The organism is Shouchella clausii, from assembly GCF_002250115.1.
In the GTDB taxonomy this organism is placed as follows: domain Bacteria; phylum Bacillota; class Bacilli; order Bacillales; family Bacillaceae_D; genus Shouchella; species Shouchella clausii.
Genome location: NZ_CP019985.1, coordinates 575241 through 591583, shown reverse-complemented (window position 1 = coordinate 591583; position 16343 = coordinate 575241). Strand labels below are relative to the sequence as shown.

Sequence of the window (16343 nt, the reverse complement as noted above, 5' to 3'; positions counted from 1 at the left end):
GTTTTTGTCAAAACAGAAAATACGGACATGCAAGCGAGAATAGAGGTGAAGAGACGATGTTGGTCGGCCCAGACAAAATTGAAATAAGCGACGAGCAATTAAACAAGTTAAACGACACGTATGCAGAGCTGTTAGAAGAAGTCACCAGCATATTGACTGATTTTTTTACACCTTTTGAACTGATGCAAAGCGAAGGCATCTTTACAGGCGAGTCCGCTGACGCTTTTGCGGAAAGCAGCGCGCTAATCAAAGAATATCTCCTAACCCGCTTTTCCCTGTCGCTAGAAGAATTACAAGCAGCCGCTGCGACATTCCAACAAAAAATCAATGAAGTTGAACCATTTACAGGGTGAGGTGAACACATGTCACTTGAAATCAAAGTCGACCCCGCTGCCGTACAAAGCCTAATCGAGAAAGCGAGACTAATCCCAGGCGAACGGATGGAAGAAGCGATTAGCAAACTAGACGCCTTAATCGACGCTGTGTCCGATTGGAAAGGAGACGCCAAAGCCGAGCACGACCTCGCAAGCGCAGACTTGAGAAAGGCGCTTGTGCAAACGCAGGCGTTGATGGAAGCAATGCTAGCAACGCTCGACCAAGCCATCGAGCAGATGAACGAGACAGACGAAGAAATGAGCAGCAAATTTGAAACGAAAGTCGACCATTATCTAGCCGACCAATAAGCCGATAAGGGGGGTACTATGGACAAACAGGCAGAACTGACAAAGCTAAACGCGCACTTGTCAGCGAACCAATCCCAGTTACAATCGCTATACCGGCAAAATGCCGATTACCAGCAACGCTACGACAGCGGCATAATGGCCATCCAAAAACTAGAACAAGAATTAGCAGAACTTCGGCAATACCAACAAAACATTGCATTTGAACAAGCACGACTCGAGGAATTGACTAGCGGCGAAGCATCTCCCATGGCCACAGTCCAATTCGTCAAAACGGGCCAACTGGAAAGCCGAGCATTAGAAAAGATCCAAGAACGAATACAATCCCGGCGGATGACCCAACAAACGACAGGACAAAACATCCAAGAAATGATCGAACAACTAGAGCATCAAGCCCGGCAAATCCAACACGAGATTAAACAACAACAGGCAGCGACCCTTCAACTAGAGCGCCTAATCGCCAGCAACGAAGCGTCGATCCACTCTGTCAAAGCCAACATCGCTAGTACACAAAGCAAGCTCCGTGCTCTATAAAATCAATAGGAGGAAGGTGATCCTATGGGCAACCACCGCGCCGACCGCGAGGAACTAAACCGGTTAATTCAGGAATACAAACAGATTATGGCGGAGTACATGGATAGCGTATTCCGTGCAAACTCTGTCCGAATAGGCGCGCAAGAACTATTGGCAAATAGAGGTTTTTCCCCTCCGCACATTGCAGTCGTAGAAGAAGGCGACATTTACGGAGACCTCCAAGCCATCCACCGCTTTTGGGACGGCATGGTCGCAGCCGACTCAACCGCAAAAGCCGACTTTTCCGCCGCGCAAACCGGCTTGAGTGCCCTCGACTCCGCCCTGAACGCCTTCACAAACGGACTCGGCAAAAATGGCGCAGGCCTCGCCACCTTAAACGTCGAACAGCTAAAACAAGCGATCTTCGAAGACAAGAGCCTCATTACCAGCCTGCTCATCAAAATGGAAAGCGGCGAAGCCCTCAACTATGGGGAGCGAGAGTTGCTGTATCAGTATATACAGAGTGAGGTGTTGGACGAGGCCACCATCGCCGAAATTAAAGAAATCGAAAGCATGATCAGCAACGAAGGTGTAGAGGCTTTGCAGGATCGTTTAAATGATAAAGTGTTAGTATCCAAAGAAGCCCTTGATCAAGAGATAGCGATGTTACAAGCGTATTTGTACTTGGGGAATAATGGGCCAAACACTCATTTTGGTGGTGAAGAGGAAAAGTATAGTGCTGAAAAAGTGAGAGCATATTTGTCGTTGTTAACCCAATACAAAACTGCTATTTTGGATTTGGAAGCAGAGGCTAAAAAAGGCGGTGTCGACATTCCTTTCCTTGCCAAAGTTGACCATTTATCATATAAACGAAACGTAGATCCGCATATTCATACCTTTGAAACAGAGCTGACGTTAAACATCTCGCAATATGCCGGCGATATGACGAGGGAAGAATTTCTCAATATGGAGTTCCCAGTTTTAGTCCGAATCAATGAATCGACAGTGAACTATTATATTGGTGGGAATGCAGTAAATAGTTTGGAAGCAGAAGAGTATGCAGAACTGATGAAAGAGCGTGCAAATTATACAAAAAACTTTATTGGAGAAGAAATACAGCAGCTAGTACTAGGGGAGCTTAGTAAGCGAGTCGGTGGAGTAGTTAATATAGCTGATGTAGTTACTAGGCACGAAACGGGGAAACAGGAGCTCGATAATCAGTTAACAGTGAAAGAGGCGAAGGTAACAGCAGGCAATTTAGGAATGGAGTTGCTTATTTCCGAGCGGAATGTTTATGGTAAGAACCAATATGCCGTAGAGGTACAGCCAACCGATGTAACTTATAGTATACTGGAACGTTGGAAAGAAGTTAAATTAATTGATCCAAACATTCAGTATCCAGAAGAAGCGATTCAAAATCAAGACTGGCCAACGGTCAGTCAAAACTTGAGAGGAAGCAGTGATGATTCAACGACGACCATTTATCCAAGTTTGCAAGAGTATATTATAAGTGGAGACATTCGGGAGGATGATACGGTGGAGGATCTAGTAAAAAGAAATAAACAGCGTCATGAAAGTAAGGAATAGAAGCGGAGCGATGAAATGAAAAAAAGAAAATGGAAACTCCTTATTATATTGAGTATCGTCTTTGTAGGGGCCTTATCCCTCTGGTATTGGAATTATCAGGAGAAGGAACGTGTGCAGCTTCGAGATGAGGAAAGGGAGTTAAGACTGTATATACGTACAGCCGACACACTTCGTATGGAAATTGATTACCGTAATTACGAGAAGACCGGAACTGTAAAAGATATAGTATTAACGCCTACCATAGAGACGGAAAGAACCATAGAAAGATGGGAAGCTGTATCTCAAGCGTTCCCATCAATTAAATTTCCACAGGAAGAAGTAGAAGAAGGAGATTGGGTTCAAGTATGTCAAAGGCTTCTTGGGAGTGAAGGAGAAATGAGGGAAGTAGTTGTGTCTCTAGCTTCCGAGTTGCCTGAAGGAGAAACTATGGGTGGTGTAGAGAGTTTAAATATATATGTTCAGAATGGAGTTATACAAGAAGGGAATTTTGAAGAAATGTTAAAGGAGAAAGGGGTTATCAAATGAATTTCAGCAACAAAGCCTTTGGGACGTTTGCTACGTAGTATTTTTTGAGATCAAATGACGCTAGCCTTTTAAAGTAATAAGGAAATGAGTGATCAAGTGAGACGAATACGGTTACCTATTTTATTTGGTATGGTACTTTTATTTACTACAGGTTGTATTTTAAATGCGAAAGCAGCAGAAAAAGAGAGTCTAGAAGTATTAGAAGGATTTTTATCAGCTTTTGAAACGGGTGAAATATTGCTAGAAGAAGGTAATGAAGAACCGATCCAAGGTATGGTCGAAAAAGAATATGAGAGATGGTTCACTAAAGATTATCAAGGCAAAGTGAGTAAAATCATTGAGTCAGGCCAGTCTATTAGCATGAATTTATTTTTTTTAAGAAAAACTGAGGCTGGGTTGTCTGCTAATAATGAGTATTGTGTCCTTTACTCGAAGGTCAAACGCCAAGAGGGAACAGTCAAATACCGATTAGTTCCTCAAAAAGTAAACCCGCTTCATGAAAACCTCAATTTTATCGATATCGAGATGACAAAAGAGGACAGAGAATGGAAAATCAATGATGCAGAAATCGTCGAAGCGATCTATGCGGACTATTTCTTTTAGTTATATTTTTGTAAAGGTGAGATGAGCAAATACATTATCGGTGGCAATTTACCATAAAGGAGCACAACTTAGGAACTAGCAGTACTTCCGCAGAAAAACAGCTACCTGACGAAACGGAGCCGAAGTAATGAACCGAAAATGGGTTATTGTAATAGCTTCTGTAATTGCCATCATTCTTTGCATAGCCTTCTACTTTTTGCATAAAGAGCAACGACAAAAGGAATTGGAGGAAAAGTATGCCCTGATTGAGGAATACAACTATGCAGGTGGGGCTTTGCATATGGAGGCAGAAACCAGTAAGTATGATGAAACAGGCGATCCCCATGACATTGAATTAACGCCAACGGACCTTACATATGATCTGCTACAACGTTGGGAAGCGATCTCTGAAGTGGTTCCCACAATTGATTATCCTGAAAAAGCAATTAAAGAAGAAAACTGGTTTGAGGTTTATAAAACTGGAGCATAATCGATTTGAAGCAATGGACGCGTCAGAGGAGATTACTGAAAGAGAAGAGTATGGATCCGCGAATTCAATGGTCATTAATGATTATATCGATGTAGGATCAGTATACAATGACGACTTCCGCGAATTTCTTGAAGAAAATGGAATTGAGGCGCCAGATCAGAGAAGACTAGAGTAGTTGGGATTGTTAGTGTCACATGAGGAAGAGATGTTTGTGGAGGAAAGAACGGATTTTAATAAGAAACACAACTTAGGGAGGCTGGATGGCTTCCTTTTTCCGCCTTCAGAAGCAATCCAAAACTTGAACGGTAGTTTTTTTATTCTAGTGCATTAATCAATTGAAAAGCGTGAGCAATTAGAGAATAGAGCCTTTGCTAGCACATCTAAACGTCAAAGTGCTAGTTTAGTTTCCAGCGATTCGAAATCAAGGCTGGCAAACGGTCAGTGGAAGTTGAGGGGAAGCAGTGATCGTTCAACGACGACCATTTATCCAGATTTGCAAGACTATATTATTCGTAATCAAATTGGAGAAGATGCCACAGTGGAAGAATTAATGGAAGAGAACAAATGTGGTTAGAAGAAAGTAAATTAAAAGTTTATGCTCAAACAGCGGACTTTCTTCGTATGGAAATTGATTTTAGTAATTATGGAAAAGGAGAAAATATTGATGATATTACGTTAACGCCTACAAAACGGACAAAAGAGATGATGGAAAGGTGGAAGGCTGTTTCTAAAGCTTTCCCTACGATTGAATTTCCTCAAAAAGAAGTAGAGGAAGGAAATTGGATAAAAGTATATGAAGAAATTACTAAAAGCATTGGAAAAATGCGAACCGTACCTCTTGTACTCTCAAATGGAGAAGAGGTAGGCGGAACGGAAAGCCTTTATTTGTATGTACATAATGGAAATATAGAAGAAGACAACTTTAAAAATTTATTAAAGGAAAAGGGGATCATTGAATAAATAAATCGAAATCAATGGACATCTTATATTAGCCATAAACAAAAGTGAAAGCCAGGCAACTCATTTAAGCCACCTAGCTTTAATACTATCGCTGATACACGCGAACATAATCAACGGCCATGGTGGAAGGGAATGGGGTAGAGCCATCTGGGTTGCCGCCATACCAACCGCCAACAGCAAGGTTGAGAATCAAATAGAACTCTTGGTCAAAGGGTGCGGGGTAAGGGCCTCCAACCGTGTACCAATCGTTTAGTGTCAGGTACAAGTTCCCGTCGACGTACCAGCGAATTTCACCTGGCTCCCACTCAACAGCGTACTCATGGTAGTCAGTAGCGTTTGTCCCACTTGGGAAATAGTAATCACCCGCAGAAAATCGATTGTCGGGCCAAGGGCCGCCGTAATGGATCGCTCCTCCAACTTTGTGTGGCGTAGCGCCTGCGTTTTCCATAATATCAATTTCGCCTGATGCGGCCCAACCGCCATAACGGTCATGTTGTGGCATCATCCAAAAGGCGGGCCAAAACCCTTGTCCGGCAGGCAAACGCATTCTTGCCTCGAACCGCCCGTATGTTTGGCTAAAGCGGCCATCTGTTAACACTTTTCCTGATGTATAGCCATAGGTACCATATTGGTCGGAAACAGTTTCTTGATGAGCTTCAATAATTAACTCGCCATTCTCCACCCGTACATTTTTCGGGTGATCGCTGTAATATTGCAATTCTTCGTTTCCCCAGCCAGGTAAATTTGGATAGCCATTTCCAATATCGTATCGCCACTTGCTCTGGTCAAGAGTATTGCCGTCAAATTCATCGCTCCAGACGAGTCTCCACCCTTCCTGTTCGGCAGAATTTTCTGATGCATCGACTTCAGATGAAACCCCCATTGCCATCATAGTCACCACAATCAACGTACCAATAGTCTTTTTCATTAGCCATCCTCCTAAAAAGAAAAATGGTGTTAGACTTGGCTGTTATCAAGCTTCTAAGCCCATTATAAAAAAGAACACAATAGAAATCAGTTGGGAAAAAGTAGCTTTTGTTTGCAATGAGAAAAACACATGCACACGTTCACATAGGACAGAAACGTTGGAGGAATTAATAAAAATACTCAATAAAATAAAAAAGAACCCTCTTGACCGATATGAATGGGGGATCACCAAAAGGTATTACTTCTGATTCTGTATGGGGGCTGACGTACTAGTAATCAGAGCTAAAACAAAACATATTCCAAGAAATCTTTTCATAAGAAATTCCCCCCTTTTTTAGTAAAACCATCCATAAAAAAAGCAGCAGCTTAGTCAGGGAAGCTTTAAGTTAGCTTCTCTTTTTTACATACCCCACTAACGCAATTACACCCATAACAAAACCAGTTGCCAGCAACAATAAAATCACAATACTACCAATCGTAGCTGAAATGGTCATCTCGAACACCTTCCGTTTGTAAAATGAAAATTCCGCCTAGCCCTTGAGCATACGTCATATAAATGATAGCATAATCGGTATATAATAGTCAGTAAAGTGGAAATTTTATTTGTTTGCTAAACAACGATTAAAGAAATAGGCAACAAAAGTGTGTACTAGTCAGATAAGCAATTATTAAACTTACCGGAGAGATACGTATGGTCGAGGATCGACGCCAAGGTTGTTTGAGTTTGAGGAAGACCAGCATGAAAACAAAGTGAACCCTAATGCCGCCGCAGAAAAAGAAGAGTTGAGCCCGCAAAAACTTCCAGTCCCTGACCCGAATGAGACAGTGAAACTGTCGCGTTTAGAAAGCGACATGTAAGTATGGTGATTAGCCCTTCAGAAATATAAAGATTTTTTCGAAGGGCTCTTTTTTATTGAGAGAGATGAAAAGGATGGACAATTTTTGTCACCCATGAAGAAGGGTCGCTTTCTTTATAGACAAAAATAAAAGGAGCTGCTCTTTTTGAATTGTTTAATTTGGTCTGGACTTCAAATTTTCGGCTCTAAACTCCTTGTACATTTGCAAAGGGAGTAAAACCTTAATTTTAGCTTAGACTCTTAAGGTATTGTTTCCTAATCATGGATTGGATAAGGGAGTGGGACCTACCGTCGATGAAGGTGGTTGCGGTATTAATTATGTGATGGGGGAGTGGTAATCGCCCAAATTTGATCTCGTAATCGGCAATAATTATGACTTGTCTTGCCCGAACTTAAGAAAAAGTAGCAAGCTCCCTCAAACGAACTTGCCACTAATAATTTTATTTTAAATTAGCCTCTTTTTTTTTAATATACCTCACTAACCCAACCACACCTAAAACTAAACCAGTTGTCAGCAATAATAAAGTCACAATACTACCGATAGTAGCTGAAATGGTCATCTCCAACACCTTTCTCTGTGTTGATTAGTATAATTTTGTGGTAACTTTTCCACCTTTAATGGTTGCACGGACGCCGCCACTCTGAGTCCAAATAGACACCCATTGATTGCCAAGATAATTAAACTTAGCATATCCTTCTACTACAGAACCAGCTGAAGATGTTTCATTTCTCCTTACAACATTAATTTTTTCGTTTTCAAAGCTAGAGAGTCGTCCTGTAACTGCTAAACCATAAGTGCTGTTGATTCTTGTATATTTACTGCCTGAGGAAACTGGCCTTAAAACGATATAGTATTCCATTCTAGCTAAACCATTGTCCCCCCAAATTCTCCAAGTGCCATTTAGAGCTGCTAAAGCTGATATCTCATCATTTATGACAGGTTCGGCACCTACTGTTAGTTCTGTGCCATCTTCTAAAACTACCGTGTCAGTATGGGTTCTTAGATCTGTGTAGTCAAATGTAATGCTTGGTAAATCATTTTCTGACAATGAACTTTTAGCGATCGAGGAGGATGATGCAAAAGCGTCTAAAGACATTACAAATACCATGATAAAGCTCAAAAAAACGAATGTAAAGACTTTTTTAAACATAGTTACATCTCCTTATGGAAGTTTTAGCCATCTATTGGCAAATTTAGTCTAACATATAAAAATGTAAAAATAAACAAAAATTTTTCGACATTTTAATTTTATAGTATGAAAGTAAAATTACACTATATATGGATGGAGCAAACATCGCTGGAGGATACCCTCCTTTTATCAACGCTTGCAAGCAAACTTTTTCTCACTTGAAAATCAAACTATAGTTACTTAGTATATAACAAATCTAAATCCGTTGATGTTGTGTATTACGGAAATTAATTTGATTTTACAATTTTAACTTCCGTTTTTATATATACTTAGTATATAATGAGTGAGATTGTTAAGAGGAGGGGACAGAATGATTAAAGTGAGCAATTTGACCAAAGAATTTATGCAAGGGCAAGAGGTCACGCAAGTGTTAAAAGGGGTTGATTTTACCATTAAGGAAGGTGAATTCGTAGCAATCATGGGGCCGAGTGGTTCTGGGAAAAGCACGTTGCTTCAACTGCTAGGCGGACTGGATGTCCCTACTGCTGGGGAAATAGAGATAGACGGAAAACCGTTGCATCAGATGAAGGAAAAAGATAGAACGATCTTTCGGCGACAACAGGTAGGGTTTGTGTTTCAAAATTATCAATTGTTGCCTACGTTAACGGTTGAAGAAAATGTCGCATTTCCCCTCCATGCGGACGGAAAGTGGACGAGTGAACATAGCCAAGCGGTCAATGACTTGATTGATTCAGTTGGGTTAGAGGGACTAAACCGCAAACGGGTGAACTTGCTTAGTGGAGGCCAACAGCAACGAGTGGCGATAGCAAGGGCGCTTGTTCATAATCCGACTGTTTTGTTAGCGGATGAACCGACTGGAAATTTAGATCGAGCAAAAGCAGAAGAAATACTGGCCTTGTTGTCAACGTTCCACCGCAAGGATAAGCAAACGGTCGTGATGGTGACACACGACATTTTTGCCGCTGGTTTTGCAGACCGCATCATTCTTTTTAGGGACGGGGTCATCGACCAAGTTATTTCGAGGGAGGATCGTGACTATGCTAAATACCTGGCGAATTTCTTGGCGTAATATCACCCATAACAAGAAAAGGTTTTGCTTGACGTTGCTCGCTATTATACTAGGAACGTCTTTTGTAACGGCTATGCTAGTAGCTGATAAAACAACAAATGACGTCTTTGACTACTACGAGCAAATGTATGTCGGCAATGCCGATTACTGGGTATTAAGCGATGAACATACGTATTCTGAAGAAATGATTGCGCCCATCCAAAATGACCCAATTGTCACCCATACATTGGAAGCTCTCGACAAGCACGCTTTTTTTGAGCTTGAGGGCGACCGCTCTTTAAATCAACGGGCTGTAAGAATTACCGGAGTCAGTGACCAAAATAGCCCTTTGCTGAAATTGCCTGTCATAGATGGGGAACTAGACAATCAAGGATTGGTCGTACCAAAAAACGTTGCAAATCTTTTAGGGGTAGGGGTTGGCGACACGATTCGCCTAGCCAATATGGGAGAGGCGCAAGTCTCTGCGATCGTTGAGTATACGCAACTGCTGGCAAGCCCTAATAATTGGGAAAGCGCCGAGTCGTCTAGCTTTCGGATTATGGCGCCACTTGACTTATTAAGGCAGTGGACAGGAAACGACCAAGATATTTCCTATATGCGTTTTCAAGTGCAAGGCGACGGCAAGGATTTGTTTCAATCATTTCAGCAACAATTTCGTGATACTGATGTATTTATAGAGCCTGTAGTGGCAGATGACCTTCAAAGCAATGATATTGGCGGGCTTTATACATTCTTTTATTTAATCGCCGGCTTGTCGATGTTTATCAGTGGGTTTATTGTATTTAATGTGATTTATACGAGCGTCATTGAAAGAAGAAAAGAATTTGCGATTATGAAAAGCTTAGGGTATACACAGCGTGCTGTTTCTAAGCTCGTGCTTATGGAAATGCTGCTTTTGTCGTTGTTGGGCACGGCAATAGGCGTACCCCTTGGGATATGGCTCGGGGATGTATTCATGGAGGTTCTTCTAGGTGTTTTTGAATTTGATATGGTCTATACGCTAAACTGGCAGCTGCCAGCATTGACAGCGATCATCATTGGTGTGCTGTTCCCAATTGCTTTTTCTCTTTTCCCGATTTACCACGCCGGCAAGACGTCGATTTTATTGACGTTAAAAATGGAAACGGAAACGAAACAGTCATCGAGACGGTTGTGGCAACGGGCAGTAGTTGGCGGCGCACTTCTTTGCTTAGGATTTTTCGCCCATCCAGTCGCTTATGCTGCGATAATAGTTGGTGTTATTCTTTTGCTTCCTATGCTGTTACTAGGGTTGAACAAGATCTTTAAACCGATATTGAGACAGCTATTTCATTATCTAGGGGTTATGGCTGCCAACCATATAAGCCAGCAACTAAATCGCAATGCCAATACAGCGGCGATTCTTGCTATCGGTATTTCGGTTATTTTATTGCTTGGCGCTGTCATAAAATCTGCTCCTGAAGGGTTCGAGAACGACATTCGAAACACGTATGGCGGAGATTTGAAAATGACGTCTGAAGCGCCATGGACAGAGGAAGATCGCGCCAAATTGCTTTCTTATGAAGAGATTGAAGCGGTAGAGCCGTTTACAGAAGCAACGCCGATAACGTGGGAAACGACGGGCGAGGAAAGCAGGCAATTTTCGGTCCTTGCCGTCAGTGAAGATGGCCCTGTCTTATTTGCCGATCCCGATGAAAAAGGGCTTCTTAAGCAGTTAAAGCTGAACCCTTCTATGTTGCTTGGGGAGCGTGCCTTCAAAGAATGGGGAGGACAGATAGGCGAACACATACAAATGAACACGCCAAACGGCCGGCAATCTTTTGAAGTAGTTGGGGTCGTGCAGACATCCCACTATTCTGGCTATGTCGCTTTTATGGACGAGAGCCACCTTCAGCACGAATTTGGCTGGACCAATAGCTTTGATTTGTTGCTTACGGCTGATCGGAAAGCGTATGATACAATTCGAGAACAGGTATGGTCTGATTTTGGCGGGCAGCTTTCAAAAGTGGAAACGGTAGAAGATGAAATTCGCTCGACAACGTCAGCCGTTTCTGGCATGAATGAACTGATTTCTGTTATGTTGTTTATGATGATCGGATTAGCGAGTATTGGCACGGCGAATACGTTGGTGATGAATACAATGGAACGGATAACGGAGATTGGAACGATGCGTGCACTTGGCTTCACCAAGCAACAAGTTCGAAAGATGATCATTGCTGAAGGGCTCCTTATTGGTTTATCAGGCGTGGTGATCGGGATGGCTATTGGTGTACTATTGATTTTTGTCACCAGTCAATCTGAACTAATGGAAGGCTTTATGTCTTTTCAATTGCCTGTTGGCAATATGATCTTAGCTATCATTGCCGGAATTGGGCTAAGCCTGTGCGCAGCCTGGATATCTAGTCACAGTGCAAGTAAAATGGATATACACTCATCTCTTAAAGAAGGGTGATCGTGTGTCAGTTAAATATGGGATTTTAACTTTATTGTTCCAGCAACATCGCCATGGATATGAATTGAAATTGGAACTCGATTCGCTGTTGGGGATTAAAGGAAAGATCAATCCTGGCCAAATTTATACGACCCTTGATCGCTTAATTCGGGATCAACTCGTTTCCTCTCCTGGAGCGGATGAGCAGGAACGGAAATTATTCACGTTAGAGCCCGCCGGTGAAAAAGAGCTACAAAAATGGTTGCTGGAACCAGTAACGTACGATTCAACAAAAGATGATTTTTTCTTTAAATGGAGTTGTGCGCGGAAAATCGAATTTGCCCAAGAAAAGGACATGTTGGAACAACAAAAAGCATTAGTGATTAAAGAAGTAATGGAGTTAACGAAATTAAAAACAACGTTTTTGCTTGAAGGCGACGAAAACAAGTACTTATTAATTACAGGCATGTTGCTGCATTTAGAAGCAGATTTGAACTGGATCAACCAAGTCGCAAATCGGAGTTTTTCGTAAAAGCTGAGTGGATGGTCTTCCTATCAACACCTCTTTCTTAGGAGGGAGCAGTCTCAAACGGCAAATGCCGCTACAATGCCTTTTTGATAAGCTACGTTTGCGTTTAGGCCAAATCGCCGGTATAATAAGGCTACAAAGACATAGGATAAAAAAGGCCTGGTGCGCGAACACCGAGGCCAATGGCAATTGAATGCCCTAAAGGGGCGTTCGCCTAAGTGATTCCAATAACCACTCTAGCTTCCCGGGCTTAGGAGTGGTTATTTGTCTTTCTTATACGACAGTATGGCAACGAGTAAGTTTGCCGCCGCAAACGTGACAACCAGCGTGTCAAATACTGTCAAGGCCTCACCCCCTTTCGTTAGCAAAAACATGCAAGGGGGCGAACGACCACTCCAAAGCCTTATTCAATTGCCTTGTTTTAGTATACCATATTCAAAGATGCAAGAACGTAGGTTCGTATAAATGAGTCTCCGATTGGAACACTTCTTTTCTTGCTAGGTTTCTTCAGCGTGGAAGGCTGTACACTATTTTTAACGTTTACTTTACTAGAGATATAAAGGGTAAAACGACGAAAAATCGTGTATGATAGAGAAAGAACGGCAGGGAGGTTTCGCTCATGTTGCCAATGCTGCAACAAATCCAAGTGAATTATCATGCGCTCAGCGCTGCGGAGAAACGTATTGCTGATTATGTGATGAGCGCGCCAGAAGAACTTGCCAATATCCATATTAAAGACTTGGCGGCAAAATGCAGTGTTTCTGTAGCGACAATCACCCGTTTTTGCCGAAAAGTCGGAGCCGCCAATTTTGTTGAATTTAAAATGTCGGTGAGAGACAGCATTCGAACAGAAGAAGAGGGCGGAGAACTAATCGCTGAAATGGAGTCAATTTACAAAGCGATTATTGGCGGAAGTCGGGAACTGATAAATCAGGACGACATTGTCCAAGCGGCTACATTGCTTGAGAACGCGAACCGGATTGAAATTTATGGAATCGGTAGTTCAGGCTTGTCTGGTCAGGAAATGAAGTTTCGGCTAATGCGGATGGGGATGCGCGTTGACTGCCATATCGATTCCCATACAATGGTGATGAACGCCTCGCTTTTGACAGCGGCTGATGTGGTTCTCGCCATTTCAAATTCTGGCCATACCGTTGATATTCAGGAAGCGGTAGCGTTAGCAAAAGAAAATGGGGCAACGGTCATTTTGTTGACGAACCATGAACATACGCCATTAAGCGAAATGGCAGACTTGCTGCTATTAAGTTTCAGCCCTAAACCTTTTTACGCCCGTGGCTTTCTCAACGCCCAGCTCTCCATCGTCCACGTGCTTGATTTAATCAGCCTTGTACTCGCCCAAAATGAAGAACGAGCAGAAGCGCGCCGAAAAACACTTCACGCGCTCAGCCAATTAAAAAAGATCTAGTAGCCGCTGCTATAAACAAAACGCCTTTGAGATCATTCCCAAAGGCGTTTTGTCTATAACTGAATTTTACTGCAAGGCTTCCACAAACGTCTTTGTAATTTGCTGAGGGCGGGTAATCGCTCCACCGACGACAACGCTATGGGCGCCTGCTTTAAGAGCACCTTTGGCAAGGGCAGGAGTGTTCATTTTTCCTTCTGCGATGACTGGCGCTTTAACGGATTGGGCCATCTCTTTTAAAAGAGCAAAATCATTGTCTGACGCCGACGCGCCTGCCGTATAAGCGGTATAGCCGACTAATGTGGTCGAGATGCAGTCAAAGCCAAGGCGGTCTGCTTCGATTGCTTCTTCCAGTGTAGAGACGTCCGCCATAAGGGCAACGTCCGGATACTTGTTGCGGATTGCTGCTACCATTTCCGCCAGCGATTGCTTAGGGCGTTTTTGTTTGGTCGCATCCATGGCAATCATGTCCACGTTGGCTTCCATTAATTCGTCCACTTCCGTCATCGTCGCCGTAATATAAACGTCGCTTCCTGGATAATGGCGCTTCACAATTCCGATGACAGGCAAGTCGACTGTTGATTTGATTTCAAGTATGTCTTCTTTCGAATTGGCACGAATTCCTGAAGCGCCGCCTTGTTTAGCGGCGAGAGCCATGCGCCCCATAATAAAGGAAGAATGGAGCGGTTCTTCTTCTAATGCTTGGCAGGAAACGACCAGTTTGTTTTTCATTTTTTTTAACACAGCATGCATGTCATTTATCTCCTAACAGTTCATCAACTTCATTGCGAATGACCGTCACTTCCGGTCCGTAGATCACTTGTACGCCATTGCCGTTAATAATAACACCTTTGGCGCCTGTTGCTTTGAATTGGTCTTTATCGACTTTCTCACCATCATGGACACTAACGCGTAAGCGGGTAGCGCAGGCATCAACATCTTTAATGTTTGCCGCAGCCCCGAGAGCAGCGACGATGGCGGTGGCCCTCTCTGTGCCAGATACAGTTTGTGCAGTGATTTCCTCGTCTTCTCGGCCTGGCGTCTTGTAATTGAATTTCCTAATCATAAAGCGGAACGTGAAATAGTAAAGGAAAAACCAGACAATGCCAATAAGCGGGACAAACACCCAATTGGTTTTATCGTTGCCTTGAAGCACGCCGAACAAAATAAAATCGATGAAGCCGCCAGAAAATGTCTGCCCGATTGTAATCGAAAAGATGTGGGCGAGCATAAAGGCTAGACCATCAAAAAAGGCATGGACGACATAAAGAGCAGGAGCAATGAACAGGAATGAGAACTCAATTGGCTCAGTAATGCCTGTCAAAAAGGAAGTGAGCCCTGCTGAGAGTAAAAGGCCAGCAACGATCTTTTTGTTTTTAGGTTTTGCTGTGTGGTAAATGGCTAAGCATGCACCGAGCAAACCGAACATCATCGTAATAAAACGCCCGGACATAAAGCGCGACGTTCCTTCGTAGAATTGAGTCACGCTTGGATCAGCGAGCTGTGCGAAGAAAATTCGCTGTGTGCCTTCGACAAGTGTGCCATCGACAATCATCGAGCCGCCAAGGCTTGTTGTCCAAAATGGCATGTAAAAAATATGGTGCAAGCCGAATGGCCCTAACAAACGTAGAATAAAGCCGTATAAAAATGTTCCGATATAGCCGGTCATTTCTACTAAAGAACCGAGCGAGAAAATGCCTTGTTGAATAAATGGCCATATATAAAACAATAGGACACCAAGAACCATCGCAGCGACAGAGGTAATAATCGGAATAAAACGGGAGCCGCCAAAGAAACCAAGAAAGCGAGGAAGCTCAATTTTATAGTAGCGTTTATGGAGAACATACGCCATAATTCCGACGAGCACACCGCCAAAAACGCCTGTTTCCAGTGTTTGAATGCCTACGCTCATTCCTTGGCCGACATCCGCAAGAGAGTCCTCGGCGAGCGTGCCGGTAATCGTTAGCATGGCATTAATCGTCGCATTCATGACAAAGTAGCCGATAACGGCGGCAAGGCCGACGGTGCCTTTATCGGCCCGCGCTAGACCGACAGCAAGGCCGATCGCAAATAAAAGCGGAAGATTAGCAAAGACAATGTTTCCTGCTGAGCTCATGATCGTAAACAAGCCTTGCAAAAACGGCTGGTCCAAAAACGGATAGGCGACAAGCGTGTTTGGGTTGCTTAAAGCGCCGCCAATGCCTAACAATAAACCAGCGGCAGGTAAAACAGCGATGGGAAGCATAAACGATTTTCCGAACCGTTGTGCCTTTTCGAAGAAAACACTCATCATTTTCACTCCTTTGAGGTAAATTATTTACAAAGATTATATAGTTGTTTTCCTGATTTGGCAATGGAAATAAATGAAAGCGGTTTGTTTCCTTCATAGATGATGGAGATTTTGATGTTTACTAAATTCATTTTTCCTCGGCTTTAAACCATTTATCCTCAGCTTCTGTTATCCGGCGCTAATTACGTTAGTAGAGGGTTACTGCCACGAGATAGTGTCGCCGTACGGCAAGATGTATGCTTGGTGCGTTCGGCATAAAAATGAACTTGATTGGCAAGGGAAGAGTGATTGCTGACGCTGCTGCAGGTCAGACAGAAACCAATGGGTTCCTTCTGCTTATTGGCGGTTTT

Annotated in this window: 18 protein-coding genes; 14 read left to right on the top strand and 4 right to left on the bottom strand. The window is 43.0% G+C overall.

The window, feature by feature from the left end; translation table 11 throughout:
* Positions 1 to 56: 56 nt before the first annotated feature.
* The 9 genes from BC8716_RS02885 to BC8716_RS02850 all read left to right on the top strand — a co-directional run bounded on the left by BC8716_RS02885 (position 57) and on the right by BC8716_RS02850 (position 5337).
* Positions 57 to 353 carry a hypothetical protein gene (locus tag BC8716_RS02885; protein ID WP_094423851.1) on the top strand — a complete coding sequence of 99 codons (297 nt, stop codon included), beginning with the start codon at positions 57 to 59 and terminating at the stop codon, positions 351 to 353.
* 9 nt (positions 354 to 362) lie between these two features.
* Positions 363 to 683: a WXG100 family type VII secretion target gene (locus tag BC8716_RS02880; protein ID WP_094423850.1), complete on the top strand. Its 321-nt coding sequence runs from the start codon at positions 363 to 365 to the stop codon at positions 681 to 683.
* Between the two features lie 18 nt (positions 684 to 701).
* Positions 702 to 1214: a hypothetical protein gene (locus BC8716_RS02875; protein ID WP_094423849.1), complete on the top strand. Its 513-nt coding sequence runs from the start codon at positions 702 to 704 to the stop codon at positions 1212 to 1214.
* A 24-nt stretch (positions 1215 to 1238) separates the two neighbouring features.
* The gene (locus BC8716_RS02870; RefSeq protein WP_094423848.1) at positions 1239 to 2780 is read left to right on the top strand and encodes a hypothetical protein; all 1542 of its coding nucleotides are present in this window, start codon (positions 1239 to 1241) and stop codon (positions 2778 to 2780) included.
* A 15-nt stretch (positions 2781 to 2795) separates the two neighbouring features.
* The gene (locus tag BC8716_RS02865; protein ID WP_094423847.1) at positions 2796 to 3305 is read left to right on the top strand and encodes a hypothetical protein; all 510 of its coding nucleotides are present in this window, start codon (positions 2796 to 2798) and stop codon (positions 3303 to 3305) included.
* Between the two features lie 84 nt (positions 3306 to 3389).
* On the top strand, positions 3390 to 3908 hold the full coding sequence (locus tag BC8716_RS02860; RefSeq protein ID WP_157730339.1) for a hypothetical protein: 519 nt from the start codon (positions 3390 to 3392) through the stop codon (positions 3906 to 3908).
* 127 nt (positions 3909 to 4035) lie between these two features.
* Positions 4036 to 4377: a hypothetical protein gene (locus tag BC8716_RS02855; protein ID WP_257252017.1), complete on the top strand. Its 342-nt coding sequence runs from the start codon at positions 4036 to 4038 to the stop codon at positions 4375 to 4377.
* A complete protein-coding gene (locus tag BC8716_RS22695) occupies positions 4352 to 4552 on the top strand; it encodes a hypothetical protein (protein WP_257252016.1) in 201 nt (66 codons plus the stop codon). Before BC8716_RS02855 ends, BC8716_RS22695 begins: the two co-directional genes overlap by 26 nt.
* Positions 4553 to 4941: 389 nt before the next feature.
* Positions 4942 to 5337, top strand: coding sequence for a hypothetical protein (locus BC8716_RS02850; RefSeq protein ID WP_094423845.1), 396 nt, complete (start codon positions 4942 to 4944; stop codon positions 5335 to 5337).
* 85 nt (positions 5338 to 5422) lie between these two features.
* Here the strand turns inward: BC8716_RS02850 and BC8716_RS02845 are convergent, their stop codons facing one another.
* Complete coding sequence (locus tag BC8716_RS02845; RefSeq protein WP_094423844.1) at positions 5423 to 6265, bottom strand: glycoside hydrolase family 16 protein; 843 nt, start codon at positions 6263 to 6265, stop codon at positions 5423 to 5425.
* 713 nt (positions 6266 to 6978) lie between these two features.
* Between BC8716_RS02845 and BC8716_RS22260 the strand changes: the two genes are divergently transcribed.
* Positions 6979 to 7122, top strand: coding sequence for a hypothetical protein (locus BC8716_RS22260; protein WP_157730338.1), 144 nt, complete (start codon positions 6979 to 6981; stop codon positions 7120 to 7122).
* Between the two features lie 583 nt (positions 7123 to 7705).
* On the opposite strand, the gene BC8716_RS02840 is transcribed toward BC8716_RS22260, so the two are convergent.
* On the bottom strand, positions 7706 to 8272 hold the full coding sequence (locus BC8716_RS02840) for a DUF5626 family protein (protein ID WP_094423843.1): 567 nt from the start codon (positions 8270 to 8272) through the stop codon (positions 7706 to 7708).
* Positions 8273 to 8621: 349 nt separating this feature from the next.
* On the opposite strand from BC8716_RS02840, the gene BC8716_RS02835 reads away from it, so the two are divergent.
* The 4 genes from BC8716_RS02835 (at position 8622) to BC8716_RS02820 (ending at position 13706) form a co-directional block, all read left to right on the top strand.
* On the top strand, positions 8622 to 9341 hold the full coding sequence (locus tag BC8716_RS02835; RefSeq protein ID WP_094423842.1) for an ABC transporter ATP-binding protein: 720 nt from the start codon (positions 8622 to 8624) through the stop codon (positions 9339 to 9341).
* Positions 9310 to 11772 (top strand): ABC transporter permease, encoded by a 2463-nt coding sequence (locus BC8716_RS02830; RefSeq protein WP_094423841.1) that lies wholly within the window; start codon positions 9310 to 9312, stop codon positions 11770 to 11772. The genes BC8716_RS02835 and BC8716_RS02830 overlap by 32 nt, the downstream gene beginning before the upstream one ends.
* Positions 11773 to 11776: 4 nt before the next feature.
* Positions 11777 to 12283, top strand: coding sequence for a PadR family transcriptional regulator (locus BC8716_RS02825; RefSeq protein WP_094423840.1), 507 nt, complete (start codon positions 11777 to 11779; stop codon positions 12281 to 12283).
* Positions 12284 to 12899: 616 nt separating this feature from the next.
* The gene (locus tag BC8716_RS02820; RefSeq protein WP_094423839.1) at positions 12900 to 13706 is read left to right on the top strand and encodes a MurR/RpiR family transcriptional regulator; all 807 of its coding nucleotides are present in this window, start codon (positions 12900 to 12902) and stop codon (positions 13704 to 13706) included.
* A 66-nt stretch (positions 13707 to 13772) separates the two neighbouring features.
* Here the strand turns inward: BC8716_RS02820 and BC8716_RS02815 are convergent, their stop codons facing one another.
* Positions 13773 to 14456, bottom strand: coding sequence for an N-acetylmannosamine-6-phosphate 2-epimerase (locus BC8716_RS02815; RefSeq protein WP_094423838.1), 684 nt, complete (start codon positions 14454 to 14456; stop codon positions 13773 to 13775).
* Position 14457: 1 nt separating this feature from the next.
* Positions 14458 to 15993, bottom strand: a complete 1536-nt coding sequence (locus BC8716_RS02810) for a PTS transporter subunit EIIC (protein ID WP_094423837.1) — start codon at positions 15991 to 15993, stop codon at positions 14458 to 14460.
* Positions 15994 to 16343: the final 350 nt, after the last annotated feature.